We start from the raw sequence: 23,735 nt of genomic DNA, 5'->3' as shown, positions 1-23,735 counted from the left end.
CAGGTCTCTTACCTGCTGCTCTAAAAACATTGCTTTTGTAGTTTTCTATTAATGAGTTATAAGGGGCTCTGTAAAAGGTAAATTTTAGGGTCCGCCTCCGGAAGCAAGGCCGCCTTTGGTAAACAAAGTTACCGCAAACTAGCCTTGTAATACAATACCGAGGAAATTTGTATTCTAAATCCTACGACCAGAATTTTACTCATCCTAACTTTTTGTTGACAGCTTTGTGAGAAACTCGAAAATTAAGAGGATCCTGCTCGATTTTAACATTAGTTCTAGTAATACAAACATTTGCAGTAGACGCTACAGGGTTTATATAAGACTTTTGTTACTACATGAACTTGATTTTCGGACGGAGGGACTCTTCTCATCAGCAGTCTCATTTTTTGTTAAATAAAAATATTGAAAGGACCGGTGTTTCAGCAATCCCTCTTTTATCTTTTGTGAGCTTAAGACGGCAGGAACACTTCTTATTACTTCTGTCTTCGGTTGTCTCCGTTGCAATTTCTCTAGTTTAAAATTAATTATGCATTAATATGATTTTTTAGATGGTAAAGGAAGGTCTCTATCGCGAATGATAAGGAATCTTTATAATACGTCACCTTCAAAAACACGTTTGCACCCGATTAACCATTATAGGATGTGCCAGATAAATGAGGCCCACTGGTCAACTTAGTCTTGATTAAAATTATATTATAATTAGATCCTCTGCTTTTCTCTGCATCTTAAGTCCGCAATAAAATCTTAATAATATAGAATTAACACTTAGAATAATATTATATCAGAGAGTAATGAATAAATCAATAGTCACCAGACTAATCGCCCCGGCATTATTGCTTATCAATATCAATGCTTTTTCACAAAAGCAACCACTTGTTATTAACATTAAGGCAAAAGGTGCTGAAATAGCACCATCGATGTATGGCGTTTTCTTTGAGGAAATCAACCATGCAGGAGATGGAGGCTTATACGCCGAATTAGTGAAAAATCGTAGTTTTGAAGAGCTTGAAATGCCGGAGGGTTACACCGCCAATGACCGACTGATCCCTCCAAGGAAAGTAAATCATCTGACAGGACAGGTTGTTGATCAAACCTTTGGATGGACTAAAGAGCCGGTTCCCGGATGGAATTTAAAAACAATTGGTACTTTATCTGCAAGTGTATCGCTAACTAAAGAAAATCCCAGATTCGACACCGCACCTAATAGTGCCAAAATAAGGATCAGTGATGCTTCTTCACCCGTACTGTTTATTAATGATGGTTACTGGGGAATGGGGATTGCAGCAGGAGAAAAATATCATCTTCGTACTATTCTCCGAACCTCAGCTGACTACAGGGGAACAATAACAGCAAAATTGATTTCGCAGACAGGACAGGTCCTCGCTTCAGCTATACTGAAAAAGACCCCGGCGAACGAATGGACAGATCTAAAGACGGTGCTTCAACCCTTTATCAAAGACTCAAAAGCAAAACTGGCTCTGGAATTTAACAGCAAGGGAACGGTTTGGCTTGATTATGTATCTCTTTTTCCCGAGAAGACATTTAATAACCGGAAGAACGGATTACGCAAGGATGTAGCTGACATGGTAAGTGGTTTGAAACCTGCGTTCGTTCGCTGGCCTGGTGGTTGTGTAGTAGAAGGAATCACAGTAGAGAACCGCTTTGAATGGAAAAAAACATTGGGGGACCCTGCGTCTCGTCCAGGAGAGTACAGTCTTTGGGGGTACCGAAGCTCCTATGGCTTTGGATACTACGAATTGCTCCAGTTCTGCGAAGATATGGGGGCCGATGCAATGTTTGTTGCAAGCGTTGGTATCGGCTGTCAATACAGAGCCGGAGATGCCTGTTCGAAGGATAGCGTAGAGTATTACCTTAACGACTGCATGGATGCAATAGAATATGCACTTGGAGATAGATCTACTGAATGGGGGGCAAAACGTGCGGCTGCCGGACACCCTAAGCCTTTCCCGCTTAAATACATAGAGATTGGCAATGAAAACTGGGGTGATGAGTATGACGAAAGATTCGATATCTTCTACTCGGCTATAAAGAAAAAATACCCTCAACTCATACTTATTTCAAATCACGGTGTGAATGGTACTGGTAAAATTGCAAAAACTGATCGCATCGATCCCCACTGGTATGTTTCCCCTGATTGGTTCCTGGCGAATACCACAATTTTCGATAATCACCCCCGTGATAAGTATACGGTATATGTGGGTGAATACGCAGCTAATCAAGCAGTCGGAGGCGGAAATATGTCTGCGGCATTATCGGAAGCGGCGTTTATTGGAGGTATGGAACGTAACGGTGATCTGGTAAAAATGGCCTCTTACGCCCCACTCCTCGAGAACCGTAACGACCGTTCCTGGCCTGTTAATCTTATCTGGCTGGATAGCGAAAAGGTTTTAGGAAGAAGTTCCTATTACGTACAAAAAATGGCAGCAGAAAACCGTCCCAACTACAACGTGCAATCAAACTTCACCATGAGTGCGCCCCAGCAGAAAGACATTGCTCCGGGAAGTTTTGGTTTTGGATCATGGGAAACCCAGGTTGAGTTTAAGGATTTAAAAATTAATCGGAATGGTCAGGACATTGGGGTGACCCTTTCGGATAATACTGTTTACAAAGGAACCTGGAATGTGAGTAATGCAGTTCTGGCACAAACATCCACTGAGTCGGGAACCAAGGCTCTTGTGAAGGGCTTCAAAGGAAATAACTATACTCTGGAATTCAAGGCTCGTAAAACAGGAGGTAAGGAAGGTTTCTTCATCTACTTTGGCATGGATGATGAGGGGAAAGAAGGCCTGGTATTTAATGTGGCTGGCTGGAATAATTCCGCAACAGCAGTTGAAAGGATTACCAATGGTAACCAGGTTGGCGCTGTTAGTAAAAGTATACCTCATAAGATCGATGTTGACAAATGGTATAATGTGAAACTGGTCTGCAACGGACAAAAAGCCCAGTTGTTTATGGATGGTGATCTAATCCTGGCTTATGAAAACCAAAGCCCTCCGATGCAATTCTTTAGTTCGGGTTACGATTCAACTAAGGATGAAGTAATATTGAAGGTGGTTAATGCCGCAGGAACTGCATGGTCGCAAAATGTAAAAATTGAAGGTGCAGGCAGTATATCAACCAAAGGTCGAGTAATTTCCCTGACAGCTAATAAGGGTGAGGATGAGAATTCATTTGTTGCGCCGGAAAGAATTTATCCGAAAGAAAGCGAGTATACTAAATTTGCTAAGGAATTCGAGTATACTTTTCCGCCTTTTTCCTATACTATATTAAGAATTAAGGCTGCGAAATAACCCTGTTAAAAGACACAGCGTTAACGTTTACAATGATTGATTAATTAAGGGTACCTTGCGTACCCTTACACTTTTAGCTCCTGATTATAAATGCTGGTCCTCAAGAAAGTAAACTTAGGAAAAGATGTTTTTTATTTTATCGGGCTATTGTTTAGTTTCTAAACAGATTGTTGCCCTTGTTCAAGATGATAACAACTCAGCAGGCAACCAGTAACTGAAAACTTCAACTGTATGCCTCACCGTACCAACTTATGTTCTTGCAAAAATGCTTTCATTCGCTGAATTGTAGGCAGAAAGCTGGAATTGGTTGCTGGCCAGTCGCAGGAGTGGCCGGCATCTTTAATGGTGATCAACTCGCAACTATTTCCTTTAGCTTTCATTAATTTACAAAATTCAGCGGCATAATGATAGGGAGTAATACTGTCCTGGGTGCCACAGGACAAAATGGTAGGAGGCCATCCCTTCTTCACTTGAAGTAGAGGGGAAAATTCCGGATGAAAATTGAAGAATTCCTCACCGAAACCTTTTCCTAAAACCGGATTATGGAGTACTAATCCATTCGGTTTGGAGCTTATTGAAAGGTTCTCATTAGGAGCATCACCACCATCTATAGTCGTACAGACCGCAATATGACCGCCAGCAGAACCTCCGGCAACTATGATTTTGTTGGGATCGATCCCTAGTTTTTCCGCATGTTCTCTAACATACCGTACTGCAGATTTGGCATCCTGGATACACTCAATGGGGGAAGTACCATGCCTGGATTTTACCCGGTAGTCTGCTTCAATGCCAATTATACCCTGGTCCCGGAACCATGCGGCATTGGATATTTGCCCTTCTACACTGCCCTCTACCCATCCTCCTCCGGTAAAATATATGATAGCAGGTAACCCCTCCCTGGATTTTTTCACCGGACGCAATAGGTACAAGTAGATGTCTTCCTGCGGCGTTTCTTTATATAAAATCTTTTCTGACATTGCCATCAGGTCTTTTCCTGGAAGTAAATAGCTTACTTGTGGTAAAGTATTTGAAGTTTGGGCATTAGCCTGTAAAGTCAAAACTATGAGGGTGACAATAACCAGGTAAAGCCCACATGCTTTTAAAACTTTCATTCGTTATGGAAATTAAGGGTAACGGTGTTTTTCAATCGTAATTATTTAGCTAAGGTATCTTACTGGTAGGATAAACGTTAGAACGGTTGTAAATCTCTATGTAACATATGTTGTATTCGCACTTGTAACGAAGATGGTAATAGAGCCTCACGGCCTTCTAATACAATTACCACAAAGTGTAGAGGTTTCCAGGCGGTATCGCGGTTGATTTACCAGAGTTTTAAATTGTGGCCAAAATAGGAAACCTTGGGAAGAGGATCACAAGGGTTGAAATTGTTAAATGAAATCGTACCAGCAGGAGGGAGCAGAGGGGGTAGTTTCCAGTTCTCTTAGATGAAAGTACTCAGGAGGTTTTCGTATGAGATTCTCATTTTGTGCTTTTAGATTTACATCTGTTATATGAATTTTTACAAGTGTTCTAGGGATTAAACTAGTGCAAAGGTAGTTTTGCAGGAATAAGAGAATTAAAAACAAATGAAAGGAGATAGCACATCGAATTGATATTGTTTATTTTCATAACTGTATCCGGTCTGATAATTTATACAATTCTTCCTGAGCATTAGACTGGTCATTTTAGACTTGGTATATGCCAGGTGGAATTCATCATTTAAAGCTACAGGAGAAGAACATCAGGCCTGGAACCTTGCTAACCATTATGCTTGCTTTAATTTCCATAGACATGGATGCTTCGCCAGAAAGAGATTTGAATTTTTTATTACGACATAGAAGATTCTTTAGTTGAGGGCTTTCTAACGCGCTAACGATTGTTCGCGATTAATCCGGGAAAAAATTCATTCCAATCACTAGAATTTCAGACACAGACACACACACACACACACACTCACACATACAAAAACAATCACACATGAATAATAGACTTCAATCTTTAATAGTCCCTGTCTTCCTCGCTGTTTCTTTTTTTTCAAGCTGTTCAAGCAGTCGTGAGATGCAAGAGCACTCGCGGTTGAAGAGTTCCACGAAAGGGCTCAAAGACTACTACAAAAGCTTTTTCCCTATTGGGGTGGCAGTAGGTACTCAAACCTTACAGGGTGATGAAAAAGACCTTTTGCTGCGAGAATTTAATAGTATCACACCGGAGAATGCAATGAAGATGGGACCTATTCACCCTGCAGAAGATAGCTATTTCTGGAGAGATGCAGACTCTATTGTTAATTTTGCACAGCAGCATGGATTGAGGGTTCGCGGGCATAATTTGCTCTGGCACGAGCAGGCACCAGAGTGGATGTTTAAAGACAGTCAGGGAAATCAGGTAAGTCGGGAAGTCCTTCTTGACCGATTAAGGGATCATATTCATACAGTAGTTAACCGCTATAAGGGAAAGATTTATGCTTGGGATGTAGTAAACGAAGCTATCGATGACGATCCCGACAACTATTTAAGGAAATCAAAGTGGTATGAAATCATAGGGGAGGACTTCATTGCCAAAGCCTTTCAATTTGCGCATGAAGCTGATCCTAATGCCCTACTTTTTTATAATGATTACAATACAGAAAGACCTGAAAAAAGGGACCGGATTTATAAGCTTCTGAAACAATTGCTGGAGGCGAAAGTACCCGTGCATGGGGTTGGATTACAAGCCCACTGGTCCATCTTCGAACCCACCGAGAAGGAACTCAGGGAGGCCATTGAGAAATACTCGTCCCTGGGAATTCAGATCCATTTTACAGAAGTAGATATGTCTGTCTACCCATGGGAGAAGGATCGCAGAGCCAAACAACCGGGAGAGGTTGATACCCTGACACCGGAGCTTGAACAAAAGCAGATTGCGCAGTACAAAATGGTTTTTGACATCTTCCGGGAATACCGGAAACATATTACAAGTGTCACTTTCTGGAATGTATCCGACAGATACACCTGGCTTGATACCTACCCGGTTTCCGGCCGAAAAAATTACCCCTTGTTGTTCGATACGCAGCTTAAACGTAAGAAAGCCTATTGGGAGGTGGTAAATTTCAAGAAATAAGCCTGTTTCAAAAGCTGGCATTCAACCGCTTTCTACCCACCTGGTAGTTCTTATGTCGATAGTATCGGCTTTAGTAGTAATGAGAGTGAAGATGTGATGTTTCGTGCAATGGAAGTACTTATTTGCTATGAAGTAATTCTAAAAGTAGAAACCCAACAAGGGGCAATCAGGTGATTTGCTTGCCCTTTGTTTTGAAAAAACTAAACTAATCATTATGAAGAGAATTCAATTGCTTATAGTTCTTGCTTTATCACTAGCCTTGTTAGGTGCCTGTAGTAGAGTAAACTATCTCTTAAAACAGAATAATTTAGCTATACCAAAGATAAAGGAAATTAATGGGGTTAAACAATTGCACGTAAGCGATGAGCCGTTTCTGATTATCGGAGCTGAACTTTTAAATTCTTCGGCGTCCAGCGTTGGTCATATGAAAAATATCTGGCCACGCGTAAGATCGTTTAATGTTAACACAGTTTTTTTACCCATAACCTGGCAGCAATTTGAACCAGTAGAAGGTAATTTTGATTATTCACTTATTGATAGCCATATAAAAAGCGCAAAGGAGAATAAGTTAAAACTTGTTATTCTATGGTTTGGAAGTTGGAAAAATGGCGAGTCCAATTATACGCCGGATTGGATTAAAACTGACATGGAACGTTTTCCCCGCATGGTTTTTAAAGACGGAAAAATTTCAAGCACAATTTCAAACATTAATAAAAATTGCCTGAACGCCGATTTGAAAGCTTATAAAAAGTTAATCGAACGAATTGTTCAGACTGATAAGAATCATACTGTGTTAATGGTTCAAATTGAAAATGAGGTTGGTTTATTAGGTGGCTCAAGAGATTTCTCCCCTGAAGCTACTGAGTTATTCGGACAGGATGTTCCTGATGAGTTATTAGGCTACATTAATAAAAATCTTAATAAACTGAAACCCAATATTTCCACTCCGTATGTAAATAATGGTAAAAAAACCAAGGGTACATGGACCGAGGTTTTTGGAATGTCACCAAATACCGATGAAATATTTATGGCATGGAATTATGCTAAATATGTAAATGAACTTGCGAAGGCAGGGAAAGCAATTTATAATATACCAACATTGGTAAATGCATGGGATGCCAGTGGAGGTAATCTTATTCCTGGCGTCTGGCCTAGCGGTGGTCCAAATTATTTAATGCTTGATATCTGGCAAGCGGGTGCTCCCGATGTCGATGTACTTGCAAATGATAATTATTCACCAAAATTCGGATCATCAGCCGCCAATTTCGTACACAATAAAAATCCTTTGTTTCTACCAGAAGCTTGCGCGATATGGATGAATGATACCATAAGTGCTGGTCCAAAGGCGTTTTTCACATTCGGACATTTCAAGGCAATCAGTTTTTCGCCATTTGGTATCGATCATCATATTTATCATGGTAACCACCCCATTAAGAAAGCTTATGAAGTCCTTAATAACCTGGAACCTTTAATTACCAAAGCCCAGGTTGATAATAAAATTAACGGTTTTATGGAAGGCGATGATGCATCACCCGCATCTTTCCAACTTGGTAACTTCATTTTTAAACCAAAGTACGATCTCCAAAAGGACCCTGTAATTAAAGGTTTCGGTATGGTAATTCAGATTTCTGAAAATGAATTTATTGTATCCGGAAATGCCTGCCATGTTAGCTATGAGTCTGCTGATCCTGGCAAACCTAATAGCCAGCTCCTCTCGGTGGAAGAAGGGAAGTTTGTTGATGGGAAATGGGTGAAAAAAAGAACTATAAATGGGGATGAATTTGGAATAAAACTACCGCCGAATCCCTATAATTTAGCTTCAGATGTTCATCTTAACGATGTAACCATACTTAAGGTTAAGCTTTTTAATTATTAAAAGGACGAGAAATGCACGGTATATATCTGTAGATGCTAGGTTTGTCATGCGCATCCGCAGGTTACCTTGTAGGTAGTTTAATACTTTAAGGAGTTTACCTTATTGCTTTATGATACGCAGAGTATCAGTCACAGATAAAACTCTTAGACATGTTAAGCCGTCCCAGTACATCTCCTCCTTCAGTTAAAAAAGAACAATTGAAATGGTGAAATTTCAACGAGCGCGTTAAAACTTCCAACGTAAGTAATGACCATTCTAAGCTCTCCAGCCTGGTTTTATTACCTTAATTCAAATAACTAACTAACTAACTAATATGAAAAAATTATTGATAGGTGCAGCCATTGTTATGCTCGCTGTGTCTCCTGCCTTTGCGCAAAAAGTGCAACGGCTAAGTCAGGGTGTCAGGATGGATTTTAAAGAAATGGAGGTGGAAGTGAAATTCTATTCTCCCTCTATCGTCAGGGTGTTTAAAACTCCAAAAAATAAAACTTACGATAACAAGAGTCTTGTAGTAAATAAAATTCCAGAAAAGACTGAGGTTAAATTTACAGGTAAGACAAATCTGCTAATCTTAGAGTCTTCTCAAATTAAGATAGAGGTGGACCTTGTTAAAGGAAGTCTTCTTTTCTCCAATCTATCCGATAAGCAGTTACTAATAGACAGCGCCACAACTTTCAATCCTACAGACGATGCCGGAACTCCCTCTTATACGGTTAAAGGTTCCTTTGTGTTGGAGGATACGGAGGCTGTATATGGAATAGGGCAGGTGATGGATAATAAGTTTAACAGGAGGAATTCAACCCATCTCTTGAAGAACGAAAACATGTTTACCTATTCTCCGTATTTCATGTCGATAAAAGGCTACGCAGTTTACTGGGATAATTACTCCATATCAAACTATTCGGATGCTCCCGGCCAGCTATCTTTCTCAAGTTTGGGCAAATGTTCTGACTATTATTTTATGTACGGTGGAGATGCGCACGGTGTGATAAAACAAGTACGTGCGCTGTCGGGAAAGGCTCCAATGCTTCCTTTGTGGGCTTATGGTTTCTTCCAGAGTAAAGAGCGTTATCAAACTCAGGACGAAAGCCTGGAGGTAATAAAGAAGTACAGGAATCTAAGAGTGCCTTTGGATGTGATAATTCAGGACTGGCGGTACTGGCCCGAATACAATAGGACTGATAGCGCATGGAATTCACAAAGTTTTGACAGAAACCGGTTTCCTGACCCCACAAAATGGGTAGATGATATTCATAAACTCAATGCAAAACTCCTGATAGTCACCTGGCCAGGCTTTGGTCCTCAAACGGAGCAGCGTAAAGAGCTTGAGGCGAAAAAGATGATTTTGAACTTTGACACCTGGCCGCCTAATAGCGGGGCAAAACCCTATGATGTTTTTAATCCCGCGGCCCTGGATATCTATTGGAAGTACCTTAATAAAGGCATTTTTAGTTATATAAATAATGACGGCTGGTGGTTGGACTCAACAGAGCCGGACCATATTAATGTAAAAGAGTCCGACTTTGATTCTCCTACACACCTCGGTTCGTACCGAAGTGTTAAAAATGCTTATTCATTTATGCATAATGGTGGCATTGCATCTCATCAAAGAGCTGCAACAAACGATAAGCGCGTTGTTCTTTTAACTCGTTCCGGCTTCCTAGGTCAGCAACGTTACGGTTCAAACACCTGGAGCGGGGATGTGCAGTCGACCTGGGAAATGCTCGAAAAGCAGATTCCGGCTGCCTTAAACTATACTCTTATGGGCATTCCCAACTGGAACAGTGACATTGGCGGCTTCTTTGCCGGGCGCTGGAATAAGGAAGGTGGTGCCAAAAATCCTAAATTTCAGGAACTATATGTGCGCTGGATGCAATTCGGTGCTTTTTGCCCGATGATGCGTTCGCACGGAACCGAAATTCCCCGTGAAATATACAATTTTGGTAGTCGTGGGGACTGGGCTTTTGATGCTCAGGAGAAGGCAATTAATCTTCGCTACCGTCTGCTACCATATATTTACAGTACATCATGGGATGTGTCCAGTAACGATGGTACATTTATGCGTCCTTTAATAATGGATTTTGCTTCCGACAAAAGAACTCATGAAATAGGGAACGAATATCTTTTTGGCCGGTCTGTTCTCGTTGCACCGGTTACAAAGCCAGAGGTTAAATTATGGCCGGTCTACCTTCCTTCTGGAAGCAATTGGGTGGATTTCTGGACAGGGGAGGTGCTAAGCGGAGGCCAATTGGTAAATAAAAATGTACCTAAAGATATTCTTCCAATATACGTCAGAACTGGCGCTATTATTCCCTGGGGGCCTGCAGTGCAGTATTCAAGTGAAAAGAAATGGGATAACCTGGAGATACGTGTCTATCCTGGATCCGATGGGAAATTTACTCTATACGAAGATGAGAACGACAACTACAATTACGAGAAAGGGAAGTATACTACCATTGATTTCGATTGGAACGATGCTCAGAAAAAACTAACTATATCTGACCGAAAAGGAAAATTTCAAGGCATGCTAGCGTCCCGCAAATTCAGGATCTGTGTAGTTAGAGAGGGCGTAAATAATGGATTGAATGCTAGTATTATAGCTACGACTATTAATTATACTGGAAACAAGTTAGCCGTAAAGCTTTGATTCTTACTATTTATCTCATAGTAGGTTAAAAGCGGGCCCATTAATCCTAGCAATGTACTTAATTACCATTTATGGAGGTTAAGGAAAAAACGTTGTTGAATTGCTGCCATATGTTTAGTCTTAATCGACCTGAATATTTAAATGTCCATCTTATCAGAAGATGAATAAGAACTTGCATTAGTAATTGAAAAAGCAAAAAGCCCCTTTATGGAGGCTTTTTGCTTTTTAAGTGGTCGCCTGCCTACAATTATCGTGGTATTAGCGATCCCTGCAGATATGGTCCAAAAACAATGCATATCTGCAATGTTTTAATTAGTTTGCCTGAGTTAATTGATTAACTAAATCATTAACATCGTAATCTTCCACTGGGGTTTCAAATGCAATGTTAAGGCGATTGGCAACATTTATAAATCCTACCGCCAGGGTTAGATCTATTAATTCACTCTCGCTGAACTGTCCGATTGCTTCCTCGTAAATCTCGTCGTTCACTGTATTCCCCTCTAAAAGGGTTAAGGCTTCTGCCCAGGCTAAAGCTGCCCTCTCCTTTTCTGAAAAAAGGGAAGTCTTTCGCCATGCATCCAATAAAATCAAGCGTTGTGCTGGTTCTCCCTTCAAAAGTAATTCCTTCGAATGGAGGTGGAGGCAAACCCCACAACCATTAATTTGTGATACCCTCAAGGAAATTAGTTCAACAAGATCCTTCCCGAGCGAAGATTGATCCAGATGTTTTTTAACTCCAAACAAAGGCTTCATAGCATTGCCTCCCTTTTCAATAATACTTAATCTCTTTTTCATAACATTGAATTAAAAGTTTACAATTAGGCAAGTGAGGAGAACGAAAGGTGACAGTTGACAGGCAATCAATATCAGCTTCTCAAGGGTATAGCTATGGAGTGTTTAATTTGGACCTGAACCAGAGGAGATGAGACGCCAATAATAAGGATGTGCATCGCCCTTACATGTTTTTAACTGCCCATTCCTGCAGTTCCTTAATTACCGGGAGCAATGCCATTCCTTCGTCGGTCAATGAGTATTCTACCGTTGGGGGAATAGTTGGGTATACCTTGCGATTTACAATCTTTCTTCCCTCAAGCTCTCGGAGAGTTTTGGTTAGCATTCTTCCATTAATACCTTCAATACTTCTCTCAAGTTCTTTAAACCTCATCTTGCCTCCCATAAGTTTATTAATGATTGTCATTGTCCATTTTCCTGTAAGCAGATCCATTGCTTCTTCCAGGCCATCCCCTGATTTTGATCGTTTTATAGTCTGTTGTTTATTATTCATTCGAGTTTAAAGAACTTCCATTACTTGTCTGACAACATAGGGATGTGATAGGTGACAAAAAAATGGGAAAGACTTTATTATGTTCAAATCGCAATTAAGATTGCGGTGGGTAGATTTTATTTCAAATGTTTCACGGCTGGGTGATCTCCTTTGCAAAATATTACCAATTGTCAGCAAGTACCAAAATGGTAACTACTTGCAAATGTGATTATAGTAGCGGACCTTTGGAAGAAATGTCGTAAGCATGCCAGACTTTAATGTCTAATATTACAATAGAAACCGATGAATGTTCTTCATAAGAATTATCAGAAGAAGCTTTTCCCCTACGCATATAACATACTAGGGAGTGTGGATGATGCTCTTGACGTTATACAGGATGTTATCATAAACTTTTTGGAAAGTGACCATGAGAATATTAAAAACGAATCTGCCTACCTGATAAAATCAGTAATAAACAAGTCTATAAATCTGAAAAAAAGGAACCAAAGGATAACGGGAGATCTTAGTTGGCTTCCAGATCCCATTGCAACTGAAAGTTCTGATCATTTAGTTAATAGCAAGGACATTCTCTCCTATACCATGCTTGTAATGCTTGAATATCTTAAACCCAGGGAGCGTGCAGTATTTATTCTAAAGTCCGCCTTTGATTATTCTCATCAGGAAATCGCTGAGGTTTTTTCTATCTCTGTTGACAATTCGAAGCAACTGCTTAGACGGGCTAAGAAGGCGTTAAATGAACATGGCGCAGATTTTAAGATAAAATCAAATAGCAACCACGCGCTACTGTCTCAGTATATTGATATAATAAAAAGCGGAGATGTCAGAAAGCTCGAACTAATATTGTCAGAGGATATTGAAACACGTGCCGGAGGGGGTGTGAGAGCCGACAAAGCTATTGAATTTACCAGAGGTATTAACGCAGTCTCGCATCTGCTTATTAACAGCTTCGAACGATATCTTAAGAAGTTCACATTAGAATTAAAAGAAGTAAACCATTCCCTGGCTGTTATTTTTTACTCGCGATCTAAACTTGTTGCATGCAAGATTTTTGAAATAGACCCTGAAACAAATAAAATAATCAGCATAACTTTTGTTGCAGGCAAGAAAAAATTGAAAGGAATGCATACCGAGAAAACAACTTGGTATTAACAGTCTTAGTGGGTCAAGTTTTGTATATTCTCTTGCTCGATCAGCTAATCCGTTTCTTTCAACAGGAAAATGTTTAAGCCGAAAATGCTTCTTTATTGTATTTGTTCCTGTATTCGAGTGGCGACAGACCTGTTATTTTTCTGAATACTTCCCTGAAGGCTTTTACATCTGAATAACCCACCGCGTACATGACTTCGTTAATCGTTTTCCGGGTGTTTTCCAACGCCTTTTTCGCACATTCTATTTTTACCCTTTGCGAATATTCAAGCGGCGTGTTTCCAGTAGCCTTAATAAAGCGCCTGTCAAAATTTCTTCGGCCAATGGCGAATTTTGAAGACAGGGTTTCTACTGATATTTTTTCACTTAAGTTCTTTTCGATGTATTCTTGCGCCCGCTGAACAAGCTGATCATCGTGTTTTTTCTGGCCTGCAAATATTACAAATGGTGACTGGCTGTTCCTGTCTAGCTCTATCTGGAATATTTTAGCACAGAATATTGCAGTTTGCCTGTCGTAATATTTTTCAACAAGATAGATCACCAGGTTCAAGAAAGAGTACGCACCGCCATTGGTATAAACACCTTTTTCGTCGGTAATCAATTTGTCTGAATGTAAGTTTACTTTAGGATAATTTTTTTTGAAGGCGTCGGCGTATGACCAGTGCGTCGAACAGCCTCTGCCGTCCATTAAGCCTGTAGAGGCAAGGATAAACGCGCCGGAACACATGCTCGCTATTTCTGCCCCGGATTTGTATTGTTCAATAATCCAATCGTACATCAGCTTACTTTCACTAAGTTCCTCCGCCGGCATAGCGGATGGTATAATGATAAGGTCAGTTTTTTTTATATCTGTAATGAAGGCATTAGTCCTTACAGCTATCAGATTGTCAATGTACTCCTTTTTAGGCCCGGTTGCCGCAACGTTTAACTGGTACTTCTGTTTGTTCCCCTGTTCCATCCAGTAAATGTTAGCTCTGGTGAGTATTTCGACTGTACCAACAATGCAGGCCACAGTGCCAAGGTTACAATGCCCTTCAGGATATAACAGAGTGATGTGCTTCATTACAATTTATTTTATTCAAAATTATGTTCATCTCTTGTCCAAATCAACCCATCATAAAGTCTATTTTACCACCTACCTACGAGTTTTAAGGAGGCTATCTTTGTAAAGGACCTAACAGGAAGACAGATAAAAGGGCAGGGTGCTACTCAAATGAAAGTTTAAGATTTTACAGAACAACCTCAAGTAAGCAGGCTAAATATTGAAGAAATGGAAAGTCAGGATTTTACAACAAGTATTACAGTAGAGCAATCGCAAGAAGAAGTTTTCAATGCTATCAATAATGTTCGCGGATGGTGGTCTCAAAACATTGAGGGTCTGACAGACCGACGCAATAGTGAGTTCAGAGTTAACTTCCATACTCACTGGTGGGCATTCAGGATAACAGAAAGTGTTCCTTTTGAAAAAATTGAATGGCTGGTAACGGGCAGCTATATGCCCTGGAACAAGGTGAAGGAGGAGTGGACCGGTACGAAAGTGTGTTTTGATATAGCGAGGGAGGGTGACATGAGCAGGATAACTTTTACGCACCTAGGTCTGGATCCTTCATTTGATTGTTTCGAGGGATGTTCTAAAGGATGGACGGGATACATACATCAGAGCCTTCAGCCTTTTATTGTTACAGGAATCGGGACCCCGGATGTAGCCTATTAAAACAAGAAGAATATGAGCAATTACGACAAATTCTACCAGCTGCATCATCAGCAAGCACCCTTTATTCTTGCTAATGTATGGAATGTAAAAAGCGCACAGCTTTTGGAAAAAGCAGGCTATGAAGCAATTGGGACTTCCAGTGGTGCTATCTCCAGTTCTTTGGGGTACGAGGACGGAGAAATGATTCCTTTCACAGAACTGCTCTATATAGTGCAGAGAATTAAATTGTCTACAAATATTCCTTTATCCGTAGATATAGAGAGAGGATACGGCGACGATCTGAATGTATTGAGGGATAATATTCAAAAATTACTGGATCTGGGTGTTTCGGGTATCAATATAGAAGATTCCCAGGGGGAAGATATTTACTTAAAGAAGCTGGAATGCATCAAAAATTACCTTCTCAGAACCAATCAGCAATTATTCATTAATGCCCGAATCGACGCTTTTTTGCAAAAGCTACAATCGCCGGTTGAAATTACTATAAAAAGGGCAGGCCTTTATCGGGAAGCGGGGGCTGATGGATTGTTTGTTCCTGCGGCTCCTGATACCGATACCATAAAAGAAATTACCTGGTCCACCCCTCTCCCTGTTAATATAGTTGGGACACCGAACTTCCCCGTTCAAACTTTAGCCAATAGTGGTGTCAGGAGGATAAGCATGGCGGTGTTGTTATATAGAAGTACCTACGAGCATCTTGGGGACATTGCAGGACAGATAGCTGCAAGTACAGCGACCTTTCCTTTATCCTGATAATTTCTGTTCTCAATATTTAAGTTATTAATTATAAATCTGTGAAACTATGATCATAGAAAATGTCACCAACCAACAGGAAGTACTTGTCAAAATGGTACTGGATACCTGGTACGCCAAGACGGCGCAGCTGGATAAGCTTCTGTCAGATTTATCTGACGAACAGTTAATGGAGGAAGTTGCCCCCGGCAGAAACAGGGGATTCTATCTCCTCGGACATCTTACCACCCTGGCAGATTCCATATTTCCGCTGCTTGGATACGAAAAGCAAGCGGCGCACCTGTGGGAACCTTATGTGAAAATGCCTGATAAAAAGAATGATGATTTGCCAACAGTAAGTGACTTGCGGAAAGACTGGACCATAGTCATCACTGTTTTGAGAGAGAAACTAGCGGGTATTAGTGTTCAAGAGTGGTTCGAAAAGCATACGGCGGTTACTAAAGAGGATTTCTTAAGGGAGCCTCACCGGAATAAGCTTAACGTGATACTAAGTCGTCTAGGGCATCTGGATTATCATTTGGGTCAAATGCAGTTCTTAAAACCAAGAGGTGAAAATGGAGAATAGAAGTTTCACTACCACCGTTTTTGCGGCTCAAACACCTGGGGAAGTTTTTAATGTAATAAAGGATGTTAGAATGTGGTGGTCAGGTCTGTTTGATGAATCTTTTGAGGGAACCTTTGAAAAAGTCGGGGACGAATTCAGTTTTCGTGCTGGTGGAGGAGTCCATATTACCAGACAAAGATTGGTAGAACTCGTTCCTGATAAGAAGCTGGTTTGGTTAGTAACGGATAGCAATCTTAGTTTTGTTGATACGACAGACGAATGGACAAGGACAAAAATCAGTTTTGATATAACGGAAGAATCGGGTAGGACTAAAATTGTGTTTACCCATATCGGCTTAGTACCCGACTTTGAGTGTTATGAGTCCTGCGCGCCGGCCTGGACACAATATATTTGCGAGCGCCTTCCCCGTGCTATCATGCAAACAACTTATTGTAGAATATCAAATAATACATACTTAAATTCAAACTAAAGATGACAATATCAGATTTCACTACATCAATTACTGTAGATCAAACCCCAGAAGGAGTATTTAACGCAATTAATAACGTCCGTGGTTGGTGGTCAGAAAGTGTAGAGGGCAATACCGATACGTTAAATGAAGAATTTCTCTATTATTACAAAGATGTTCATATCTGCAAAATGAAAATTGTGGAACTAGTCCCTAATCAGAAAGTGGTTTGGCTGGTACTGGAAAATCATTTTAGTTTTACGGAAGACCAGACTGAGTGGAACGGAAATAGAATTGTATTCGAAATCCTTCATCATGGGGATAAAACCGAGCTTAAGTTTACCCACGAGGGCCTTGTGCCGGAATACGAATGCTATAATGTTTGTCACGATGCATGGACAAGTTATATCCAGGGAAGTTTAAAGGATTTAATTACCACCGGAAAGGGAAAACCCAACGCGAAAGAGGGAGGGCTTAATGCTGAATTAATTGAGAAGTGGAAACTTCCCGTAAAATAGGTTTATACGATTTTTCCTTAATATCAGAAAGGCCAGTGCTGTCTCTGAAACGTCACTGGCCTATTGGTGGTCTAAATTTTAAAACCACTTCATTCATCCCCCTTCACTGCCCTGTTTAATTTCTGGTGGCCTGCTCCATTTGTTGATACTTACGGAGGAAAGGATGCGAAATACCCCGCTTATTCCACCAATTACACCAGCTTGCCTGCCATATACAACTTTGGAAATTGCCGTTTCTCTGATAATGTAGCTGCACATTACACAGGGTTCAACATTGGTGTACAACACGCAGCTACTTAAGTCTTTCGAACCAAGTATTTCTGTTGCCCTTATAATAGCCACAATCTCAGCATGAGCGAGAATTAAAGGAAGTTCTGGACTTCCTTCCACGCCTTCTGCGATAATTTCTTCATTTCTGACCAGGACAGCGCCCACAGGAGTTTTCCCATTTGATTTTGCTTCCGCTGCTAACTCAATACACCGCTGCATGAAATTGGTGTTAATGCTCATATTTCAAGATCTAATATCCGCCGATGATAGTTTATTTGACCTAAGTGGTAATTAACGTGACTAACCAGATGAATAAGAAATTCGTTAACAGTCAGATTGCTGCCGCCTATCTTCTCCGGGAAATCCTGGTGGTAATCGTCAGACGTAAGGTTGTCCAGGACGCCATTCACCACATGGCTTGCTGCTTGCAGTTGCCGGATTATGTCCTCCCTTGCCACCTCGCGTAGGCTAAATTCTTTATCTCTCTGGCGGATGTACCCACTCTTTCCTAAAGCAGCTCCGATGAAATGGTTGACAGCTCCCGCAATATGAAGGGCCAGATTACCTGCTGAGTTATTGATGGTTCCTTCCTTTATCCACATCGCTTCCTCTTTTCTGTAGAGCTGGATCTGTTCTATTGTTCTTTGTAAATCCCTTCGAAGTATCTTGGAAACGGAATACCCTATTGATTCTGCTGTCATAATTCTTACGGTGGTTAATGTTTAAAAAAAATCAGTTGATGGGTTGAATGGAGAGTAGCTAACGAAATTCCACTCGTAGCCTTTCAGATTCTCAAAGAGAAACCAGGTCTCAATGAAAAACTTCCAGAATAGTCCTTTGGCTTCACTACCTGCTTTATTATCTTCTGCCGTCCAGAGAATTTCTACCCTGCCTGATAATTGAAGTGTTTGGTGATTATTGAAGTCTATAAAGAGCAATCCGGCCTGGGGATTAACCAAAAAGTTACCTAAAGTATTATACATACTGTTTCCCTTGTAATCCGGAATCAAAAGGCAATTGTCATTTTCGATGACAATAAATCCAGGTGATCCTCCACGGTGGGAAGCATCTAAATCACCGATCTCGCTTGCGCTTCCAATGAAAAAAGTATCAGCTTTTTGTATCAGGTTTCTTAGGTTCGGATCTAAGAAGTTGCCGCTTTGCAACTTTGGCTGATATGCTGGTTTGTCCTTCTGTAAAACATGTCTTTGCTGGATATACTTCGGACAATTCGGATACGCCTGCTCTATGGAAACGGTTATAAGATCGCCGTTACTCCTGGTACTCCCATTAACACGAAACCTTCGTCGTGATGAAAGTTCGATAAAAAGTAAGCCGACTTTTGGGTGGCTGTCGAGATTTTTCCAGACTGGATCGTAAGGGTTAGAGTTTATCATTTTTTTATCCACCTGGATAGATGACTCATCCATTACTCTTAGGTATCCGGCTTTTCCGGCAATAACGGAAATAAAGATTTCACCTTCTTTATTCATGCTGCTGAAAAGAAAGAAAGGCTGTTTCTCAATGAAGTTAACTGCACCCGGAATTATCTTATTCGTAACGACCCTTCCGTTTCGTTCAGCATTAGTGCTCTCACCCAGCCGGGCCTGAACCTCTAATTCTCCTTTGTGATACATACTGCAATTGATTTAGTCTCAAAAGCAGGATATATCCCCACTTTTGAGATTTTGGATGAATAATCAAAACGTCAGGATAGTATAGCCTTCCTTCTGCATCTGAACGATACTCGGCAGGCCGGATGTTCCCGGCACTTTGTTGTCCCTGATTAAATCAAAGCCGGAAGGATTAGCACCAAATACATCAGCGCAGCCGCAGGATACGCCTTCCACTTTGTCTTCTACTGCCTTAAAAAGCTGATGGGCGGGATGATCTGTTTTAAGCAATTGCTCCGGCCATCTTGTACCTGCTCCCTGAAAATAGACTGATACTTCCTCGCCGGCATTCTTGTACTCATAAACTGTAGCCAGGGCATTAAATACACGGCCCAATGATTCTTCTGAACCTGAGTTAGGATCTGAAAATACTAATACTGCTGTTTTCATATTTGAGTCTGTTAATTGTGAACTAATATGTTTTATTTTATTTTTCGTTCTTCTGCTGTTATAGCCAGATCGTTTATACTCGCGTACCTTTTACGCATATACCCTGATTCATCAAATTCCCACATTTCATTGCCGTAAGAGCGATACCATTGCCCGCTGTCGTCATGCCATTCGTATTCAAATCGAACTGCTATTTTGTTATCACTGAAGGCCCATAGCTCTTTCTTCAACCTGTAATCAAGCTCTTTCTGCCACTTTTTGTCTAAAAACTGCTTCACCTGCTCCCGGCCAGTCAAGAACTGTGAACGATTGCGCCACTCGGTATCTGGCGTATAGGCGAGGCTCACCTTTTCTGAATTTCGTGTGTTCCAGGCATCTTCGGCCGCCTTTACTTTTTGCCTGGCCGTTTCCTCCGTAAAGGGAGGAGTAGGGAATCTTTTTTCCATGTTTTCGAGATTTATATTAAGGGATCTGTTCAAAGATTTTTCTGGTTTGAGCTTCCAGAGAGAAGCCTGGAACAACCTGAGGGTCGGCAATAAGAAATCGTTTTATTCTTCTGTCACCTTGTATTTGCGATCTCAATTGGGAAAGCCTGTCTTTTATTGTAGCATAATCTGTTCCCTTATCTTTTTGCGCCTTAACCCACCGATACAGGGTTTTCAAAAACTATTGCTGATCTTTTATACCTTCAAGGTTACCGGGATCTCCATGCCCGGGAATGACAACTCCGGCTTCAGGTTCTGCATTTTATCCAAGGCCTCAATCCATGACAGAATGTGGGCATCCATAAAGAGATTAAATGGGCCATTCAGGCAAGAGTCTCCCGTGAAAATTATCTTTTCATTTGGCAACCACGCTACTGCGTCACCCCGTGTATGTCCCGGAGCCAGATGGATCAATTCTAAACGGCGGTTTTTGTCTTCGATGACCAACTGCTCTTCAAAAGTTAACGAAGGTGGCAATAATGGGAATTCGATAAGATCATCCCTCCTTCGGGAGGCGTCTTCCCAGCGGCCGGGTTTTCCTGAGTAATGGCCGGTTTCAAACTTCCGCAGCTCTTCTGCGACACCTCGATGGGAAACTATGGCTGCACCCTGGTTAAACCAAAATCTGTTCGCGTAAAGGTGGTCACCGTGATGATGGGTGTTCACTACATAGCGAATCGGTTTTGAAGTTGTTTTTCTGATTTCCTTAAGAAGTATTTTTGCCTTTGCCGGAAAATTGGAGTCTATTAATACGACGAAATTATCAAATATTATCCATCCGTTATTACATTCAACTTCCTGGAAATTCCCGCTCTTGAAGTACCCGAGTCTGCCTTTAATAAAAAATACTCCTGGGGCTAATTCCCTTAATTCTTCAAAGGCAAGCCCCGGGTCACCCTGACTCATTCCGGTCAGATCCGAAAATCCGGTTACCCCCCCTTGTGCTATAGAAGCAAGGCTTAATAGCGACAATTTTTTAACAACAGTTCTTCTTTTCATATTTTATACAGAATGGTCTGTCTATTTTTTGATCAAAAAAATAGGATTAGCCTATAAGAATTTTAATCAAATCTTTTGCCTTTTTTACCGGCCATGTATCTTTATGAATTTTAGATTCAACTATGGCTCCTTCAAAGAGAAGATAGATGGAATCAGCAATGATCTCCCTTTCCTGTTCCTTTTTGTTTAGTAAGCTACTTTCTGCAAAGCCTTTAATGTATTGCCGCAGTTTTTCTTTATGCTCAAGGATTTCCTTTGACATCAAAGGGCTACTGCTACCGATCTCTGTTAGCATATTAATAAATTTACAACCCATAAAATTATGCTGCTTTAGGGCATATTCAAGGAAGTCGAAGCAGGCAATCAGTTTCTGAGATGATGTTTTTTTCAGACCAGTCCATTTTTCAATTCCTGCAAACCATTCTTCTCTTCCGGCTTTCAGGTAATGAATGCCGAGTTCATCTTTAGATTTAAAATGCTGATATAAGCTTGCTTTGGCAACCTTAGCCTCTTCAAGGATTTGATTTATACCGGTATTGTTGTATCCCTGGGTATAAAATAATCTTGACGCTGTTTCTAAAATTCGTTCTCTCGGTCCGGCGCTATTCATATCGATGGTAAAGGTATAAGTAATATTTTATATAGACAACTCTGTCTGTATTTTTATTTTTCGAAACCAGAATGCTTTTGGTACCGGAAATAAAGAATTTTTGATGTGGTTCATATACATTCTGCGCAGTTCAACTTTTTCCTTTACATTCCTTCATGTCGGGTAACAACGATAGTATTTTTTTCACTTTGGGATCGCACTAATCGACTAGATGGTTATTCAACCAGTTTCAGACGTTTTTTTTTCTATCTATAATTCACTCACTGTTAAAGAAGAGCAAATGGCCCTGGAAAGGGCTCGATTCGCTACCTTATTTGTACATGGATGCGCATTAATAACTCTGATAATTTTAGTCATCTCCACCTAATATTTACAGATTTCCTTTCCTGAAGATGACAGGGTATAATACATTTATAGTATGTACGAAAGAAAAATTAAGGAGGACCTGGATTGCGGGATTCTGATTGCAATGATTGTTTTTGGAGGAAAGTGGAAGCCCTGCATTATTGATGCTATCTCTAAAGGCTTCAACCGGCCAAGCGAAATTCACAGAGCGATAGCAGAAGCTACGCCTAGGGTACTGGATATGCAGCTTCGCGAGCTGCTGCAGCTTGGGGTAGTAAGGAAGGAAACAGGGGGGGGATTTCCGCTGATGAGCGTATATCATTTGACACCATTGGGCCTAACCATTATACCCGTGATAAACGAAATCGGCAGATGGGGGAATGACTACAAGGAACAATTGAAGGAGCGCTTATCACAGGCTGTATAGCGCAATAATACAGCCTGTGTGTTTTCATCGGGTTACGAAGTATCAGTCTTCTTCAATCACCTTGATAATGGCAGCTAGTTCTTTATCTGCCAGGCCTCTCTGTTCTGCTTTTTTCAGGATGGAAGCAATTATTCGGGGAAATTCCTGAGCAACCTTTAGCTCTTGAAATGTATCAGCTATTCTTTGAGTCGCGCTGACACTTATGGCCAATGGACTTTGTGTGATCTCATAATTCTCGTTTTTGATTTCCTGCAGTTCATGCGTGAAAAAGCTCGTAAATTCAGGTGTTATCTCTGCTATCACCCGGCTATAGTCTTCCAGGCTGATCCCGAAGGCCTGACACATCTTGACTCCGTATATCAATCCTGCAAATGAACCGTATAGGCAGGTAAGAGCTGCCATATCCATAGCAGGAGAGGCCGCGGCCTTTTCGCCAAGGTGCCTTAAATTTCCGGCAATAATTTCCAAAGTATTCTTGTGCCCGAGGAATATTTGGGAATCACCTGCAAGTAAAATAGTAGTTTGAAGCAAGCCCATCTGATCAGGTGCTGCCTGAATTGCCCCATTAATATAATGGATGCCATACTTCTTCAAAAGGGCTTCCAAATCCGCTGCTTCGGAAGGACTGCCGGTAGTCAGATTTACAATCGTATTGCCTTCAAGTCCTTCCTTATTGCTTAAACTATCCAAAATTTCCTGGACAGCCCGGTTATCGTGGACACAAACAATGGAGAGGACGGTACTTCGGATAGCTTCTTCCGCACTTGCAGCTACAGATACTCCGCTAAGCTGACTTGTCTTACCCTGAGTTCGGTTCCATACAATTACTTCATATCCTGCATCTACATAGAGCTGAGCGAGTTTCTGGCCCATTTTGCCCAAGCCAATAATCGAAACTTGTTTTGAGTTACTTGTTGTCATCAGTGTTTGATTTTATAAGACAAAGGTGGGACAGCCCCAACATAGAAGAAATAACCGAAGAAAGATTCGGTATGGAAGTTACATTACTCAATATCGCCTGCCAAGCAGCGGACTTTCCGGATCTATCCCTGAAGAAGGACTAAAAGCTGGATGCGGTAAATAGCTAGCAAATACAGCCAACTCTCGATTTATAGTTTAAAGGTGTATTGACCCGCTGACAAATTTTTCCCTTACCTGAATCTTTTATCCCTTATTG

Annotated in this window: 24 protein-coding genes; 11 read left to right on the top strand and 13 right to left on the bottom strand. The window is 40.9% G+C overall.

The window, feature by feature from the left end; translation table 11 throughout:
* The first annotated feature begins 791 nt into the window (after positions 1-791).
* Complete coding sequence (locus tag J4N25_RS07805) at positions 792-3,311, top strand: alpha-L-arabinofuranosidase family protein (RefSeq protein ID WP_207421576.1); 2,520 nt, start codon at positions 792-794, stop codon at positions 3,309-3,311.
* A 236-nt stretch (positions 3,312-3,547) separates the two neighbouring features.
* Here the strand turns inward: J4N25_RS07805 and J4N25_RS07800 are convergent, their stop codons facing one another.
* Positions 3,548-4,423, bottom strand: coding sequence for an alpha/beta hydrolase (locus tag J4N25_RS07800; protein WP_207421575.1), 876 nt, complete (start codon positions 4,421-4,423; stop codon positions 3,548-3,550).
* An 865-nt stretch (positions 4,424-5,288) separates the two neighbouring features.
* Between J4N25_RS07800 and J4N25_RS07795 the strand changes: the two genes are divergently transcribed.
* From J4N25_RS07795 to J4N25_RS07785, 3 genes are all read left to right on the top strand, one after another.
* On the top strand, positions 5,289-6,407 hold the full coding sequence (locus J4N25_RS07795) for an endo-1,4-beta-xylanase (RefSeq protein WP_207421574.1): 1,119 nt from the start codon (positions 5,289-5,291) through the stop codon (positions 6,405-6,407).
* A gap of 214 nt (positions 6,408-6,621) precedes the next feature.
* Positions 6,622-8,283, top strand: coding sequence for a GH35 family beta-galactosidase (locus tag J4N25_RS07790; protein ID WP_207421573.1), 1,662 nt, complete (start codon positions 6,622-6,624; stop codon positions 8,281-8,283).
* Positions 8,284-8,596: 313 nt separating this feature from the next.
* Positions 8,597-10,930, top strand: a complete 2,334-nt coding sequence (locus J4N25_RS07785; protein ID WP_207421572.1) for a glycoside hydrolase family 31 protein — start codon at positions 8,597-8,599, stop codon at positions 10,928-10,930.
* Between the two features lie 312 nt (positions 10,931-11,242).
* Here the strand turns inward: J4N25_RS07785 and J4N25_RS07780 are convergent, their stop codons facing one another.
* Both J4N25_RS07780 and J4N25_RS07775 read right to left on the bottom strand, forming a co-directional pair.
* A complete protein-coding gene (locus tag J4N25_RS07780; protein WP_207421571.1) occupies positions 11,243-11,725 on the bottom strand; it encodes a carboxymuconolactone decarboxylase family protein in 483 nt (160 codons plus the stop codon).
* Positions 11,726-11,885: 160 nt separating this feature from the next.
* A complete protein-coding gene (locus J4N25_RS07775) occupies positions 11,886-12,215 on the bottom strand; it encodes a winged helix-turn-helix transcriptional regulator (RefSeq protein ID WP_207421570.1) in 330 nt (109 codons plus the stop codon).
* Positions 12,216-12,497: 282 nt separating this feature from the next.
* Here J4N25_RS07775 and J4N25_RS07770 point away from each other — a divergent pair, with 282 nt between their 5' ends.
* Positions 12,498-13,364, top strand: a complete 867-nt coding sequence (locus J4N25_RS07770) for a sigma-70 family RNA polymerase sigma factor (RefSeq protein ID WP_207421569.1) — start codon at positions 12,498-12,500, stop codon at positions 13,362-13,364.
* 73 nt (positions 13,365-13,437) lie between these two features.
* On the opposite strand, the gene J4N25_RS07765 is transcribed toward J4N25_RS07770, so the two are convergent.
* Positions 13,438-14,424: a GlxA family transcriptional regulator gene (locus tag J4N25_RS07765; protein ID WP_207421568.1), complete on the bottom strand. Its 987-nt coding sequence runs from the start codon at positions 14,422-14,424 to the stop codon at positions 13,438-13,440.
* A gap of 207 nt (positions 14,425-14,631) precedes the next feature.
* Between J4N25_RS07765 and J4N25_RS07760 the strand changes: the two genes are divergently transcribed.
* From J4N25_RS07760 to J4N25_RS07740, 5 genes are read left to right on the top strand one after another with little or no spacing between them, the layout of a single operon-like run.
* Positions 14,632-15,075, top strand: a complete 444-nt coding sequence (locus J4N25_RS07760; RefSeq protein ID WP_207421567.1) for an SRPBCC family protein — start codon at positions 14,632-14,634, stop codon at positions 15,073-15,075.
* 12 nt (positions 15,076-15,087) lie between these two features.
* Positions 15,088-15,828 (top strand): isocitrate lyase/PEP mutase family protein, encoded by a 741-nt coding sequence (locus J4N25_RS07755; RefSeq protein ID WP_207421566.1) that lies wholly within the window; start codon positions 15,088-15,090, stop codon positions 15,826-15,828.
* Between the two features lie 49 nt (positions 15,829-15,877).
* Positions 15,878-16,393, top strand: coding sequence for a DinB family protein (locus tag J4N25_RS07750; protein WP_207421565.1), 516 nt, complete (start codon positions 15,878-15,880; stop codon positions 16,391-16,393).
* Complete coding sequence (locus J4N25_RS07745) at positions 16,383-16,862, top strand: SRPBCC family protein (RefSeq protein WP_207421564.1); 480 nt, start codon at positions 16,383-16,385, stop codon at positions 16,860-16,862. Before J4N25_RS07750 ends, J4N25_RS07745 begins: the two co-directional genes overlap by 11 nt.
* Positions 16,863-16,864: 2 nt before the next feature.
* The gene (locus J4N25_RS07740; RefSeq protein ID WP_207421563.1) at positions 16,865-17,359 is read left to right on the top strand and encodes an SRPBCC family protein; all 495 of its coding nucleotides are present in this window, start codon (positions 16,865-16,867) and stop codon (positions 17,357-17,359) included.
* 93 nt (positions 17,360-17,452) lie between these two features.
* On the opposite strand, the gene J4N25_RS07735 is transcribed toward J4N25_RS07740, so the two are convergent.
* The 8 genes from J4N25_RS07735 to J4N25_RS07700 form a co-directional block, all read right to left on the bottom strand.
* Entirely contained in the window at positions 17,453-17,869 is a 417-nt protein-coding gene (locus J4N25_RS07735; RefSeq protein WP_207421562.1) for a nucleoside deaminase, read from the bottom strand.
* Positions 17,866-18,330 carry a DinB family protein gene (locus tag J4N25_RS07730; RefSeq protein ID WP_207421561.1) on the bottom strand — a complete coding sequence of 155 codons (465 nt, stop codon included), beginning with the start codon at positions 18,328-18,330 and terminating at the stop codon, positions 17,866-17,868. Before J4N25_RS07730 ends, J4N25_RS07735 begins: the two co-directional genes overlap by 4 nt.
* A gap of 21 nt (positions 18,331-18,351) precedes the next feature.
* Positions 18,352-19,266: a pyridoxamine 5'-phosphate oxidase family protein gene (locus J4N25_RS07725; protein WP_207421560.1), complete on the bottom strand. Its 915-nt coding sequence runs from the start codon at positions 19,264-19,266 to the stop codon at positions 18,352-18,354.
* Between the two features lie 63 nt (positions 19,267-19,329).
* Complete coding sequence (locus tag J4N25_RS07720) at positions 19,330-19,692, bottom strand: DsrE family protein (protein WP_207421559.1); 363 nt, start codon at positions 19,690-19,692, stop codon at positions 19,330-19,332.
* Positions 19,693-19,724: 32 nt separating this feature from the next.
* Positions 19,725-20,138, bottom strand: coding sequence for a nuclear transport factor 2 family protein (locus J4N25_RS07715; protein WP_207421558.1), 414 nt, complete (start codon positions 20,136-20,138; stop codon positions 19,725-19,727).
* A gap of 16 nt (positions 20,139-20,154) precedes the next feature.
* Complete coding sequence (locus J4N25_RS07710) at positions 20,155-20,355, bottom strand: hypothetical protein (RefSeq protein WP_207421557.1); 201 nt, start codon at positions 20,353-20,355, stop codon at positions 20,155-20,157.
* Between the two features lie 17 nt (positions 20,356-20,372).
* Positions 20,373-21,176 carry an MBL fold metallo-hydrolase gene (locus J4N25_RS07705; protein WP_207421556.1) on the bottom strand — a complete coding sequence of 268 codons (804 nt, stop codon included), beginning with the start codon at positions 21,174-21,176 and terminating at the stop codon, positions 20,373-20,375.
* Between the two features lie 46 nt (positions 21,177-21,222).
* On the bottom strand, positions 21,223-21,786 hold the full coding sequence (locus J4N25_RS07700) for a TetR/AcrR family transcriptional regulator (protein ID WP_207421555.1): 564 nt from the start codon (positions 21,784-21,786) through the stop codon (positions 21,223-21,225).
* 418 nt (positions 21,787-22,204) lie between these two features.
* Here J4N25_RS07700 and J4N25_RS07695 point away from each other — a divergent pair, with 418 nt between their 5' ends.
* Entirely contained in the window at positions 22,205-22,558 is a 354-nt protein-coding gene (locus tag J4N25_RS07695) for a winged helix-turn-helix transcriptional regulator (protein WP_207421554.1), read from the top strand.
* Positions 22,559-22,600: 42 nt separating this feature from the next.
* On the opposite strand, the gene J4N25_RS07690 is transcribed toward J4N25_RS07695, so the two are convergent.
* Positions 22,601-23,479 (bottom strand): NAD(P)-dependent oxidoreductase, encoded by an 879-nt coding sequence (locus J4N25_RS07690; RefSeq protein WP_207421553.1) that lies wholly within the window; start codon positions 23,477-23,479, stop codon positions 22,601-22,603.
* Positions 23,480-23,735 lie beyond the last annotated feature (256 nt).

The sequence above is a fragment of the Desertivirga brevis genome (assembly GCF_017355835.1).
Note: the sequence above shows the minus strand (reverse complement) of the source record. Positions and strands in the feature narration are given on the sequence as shown.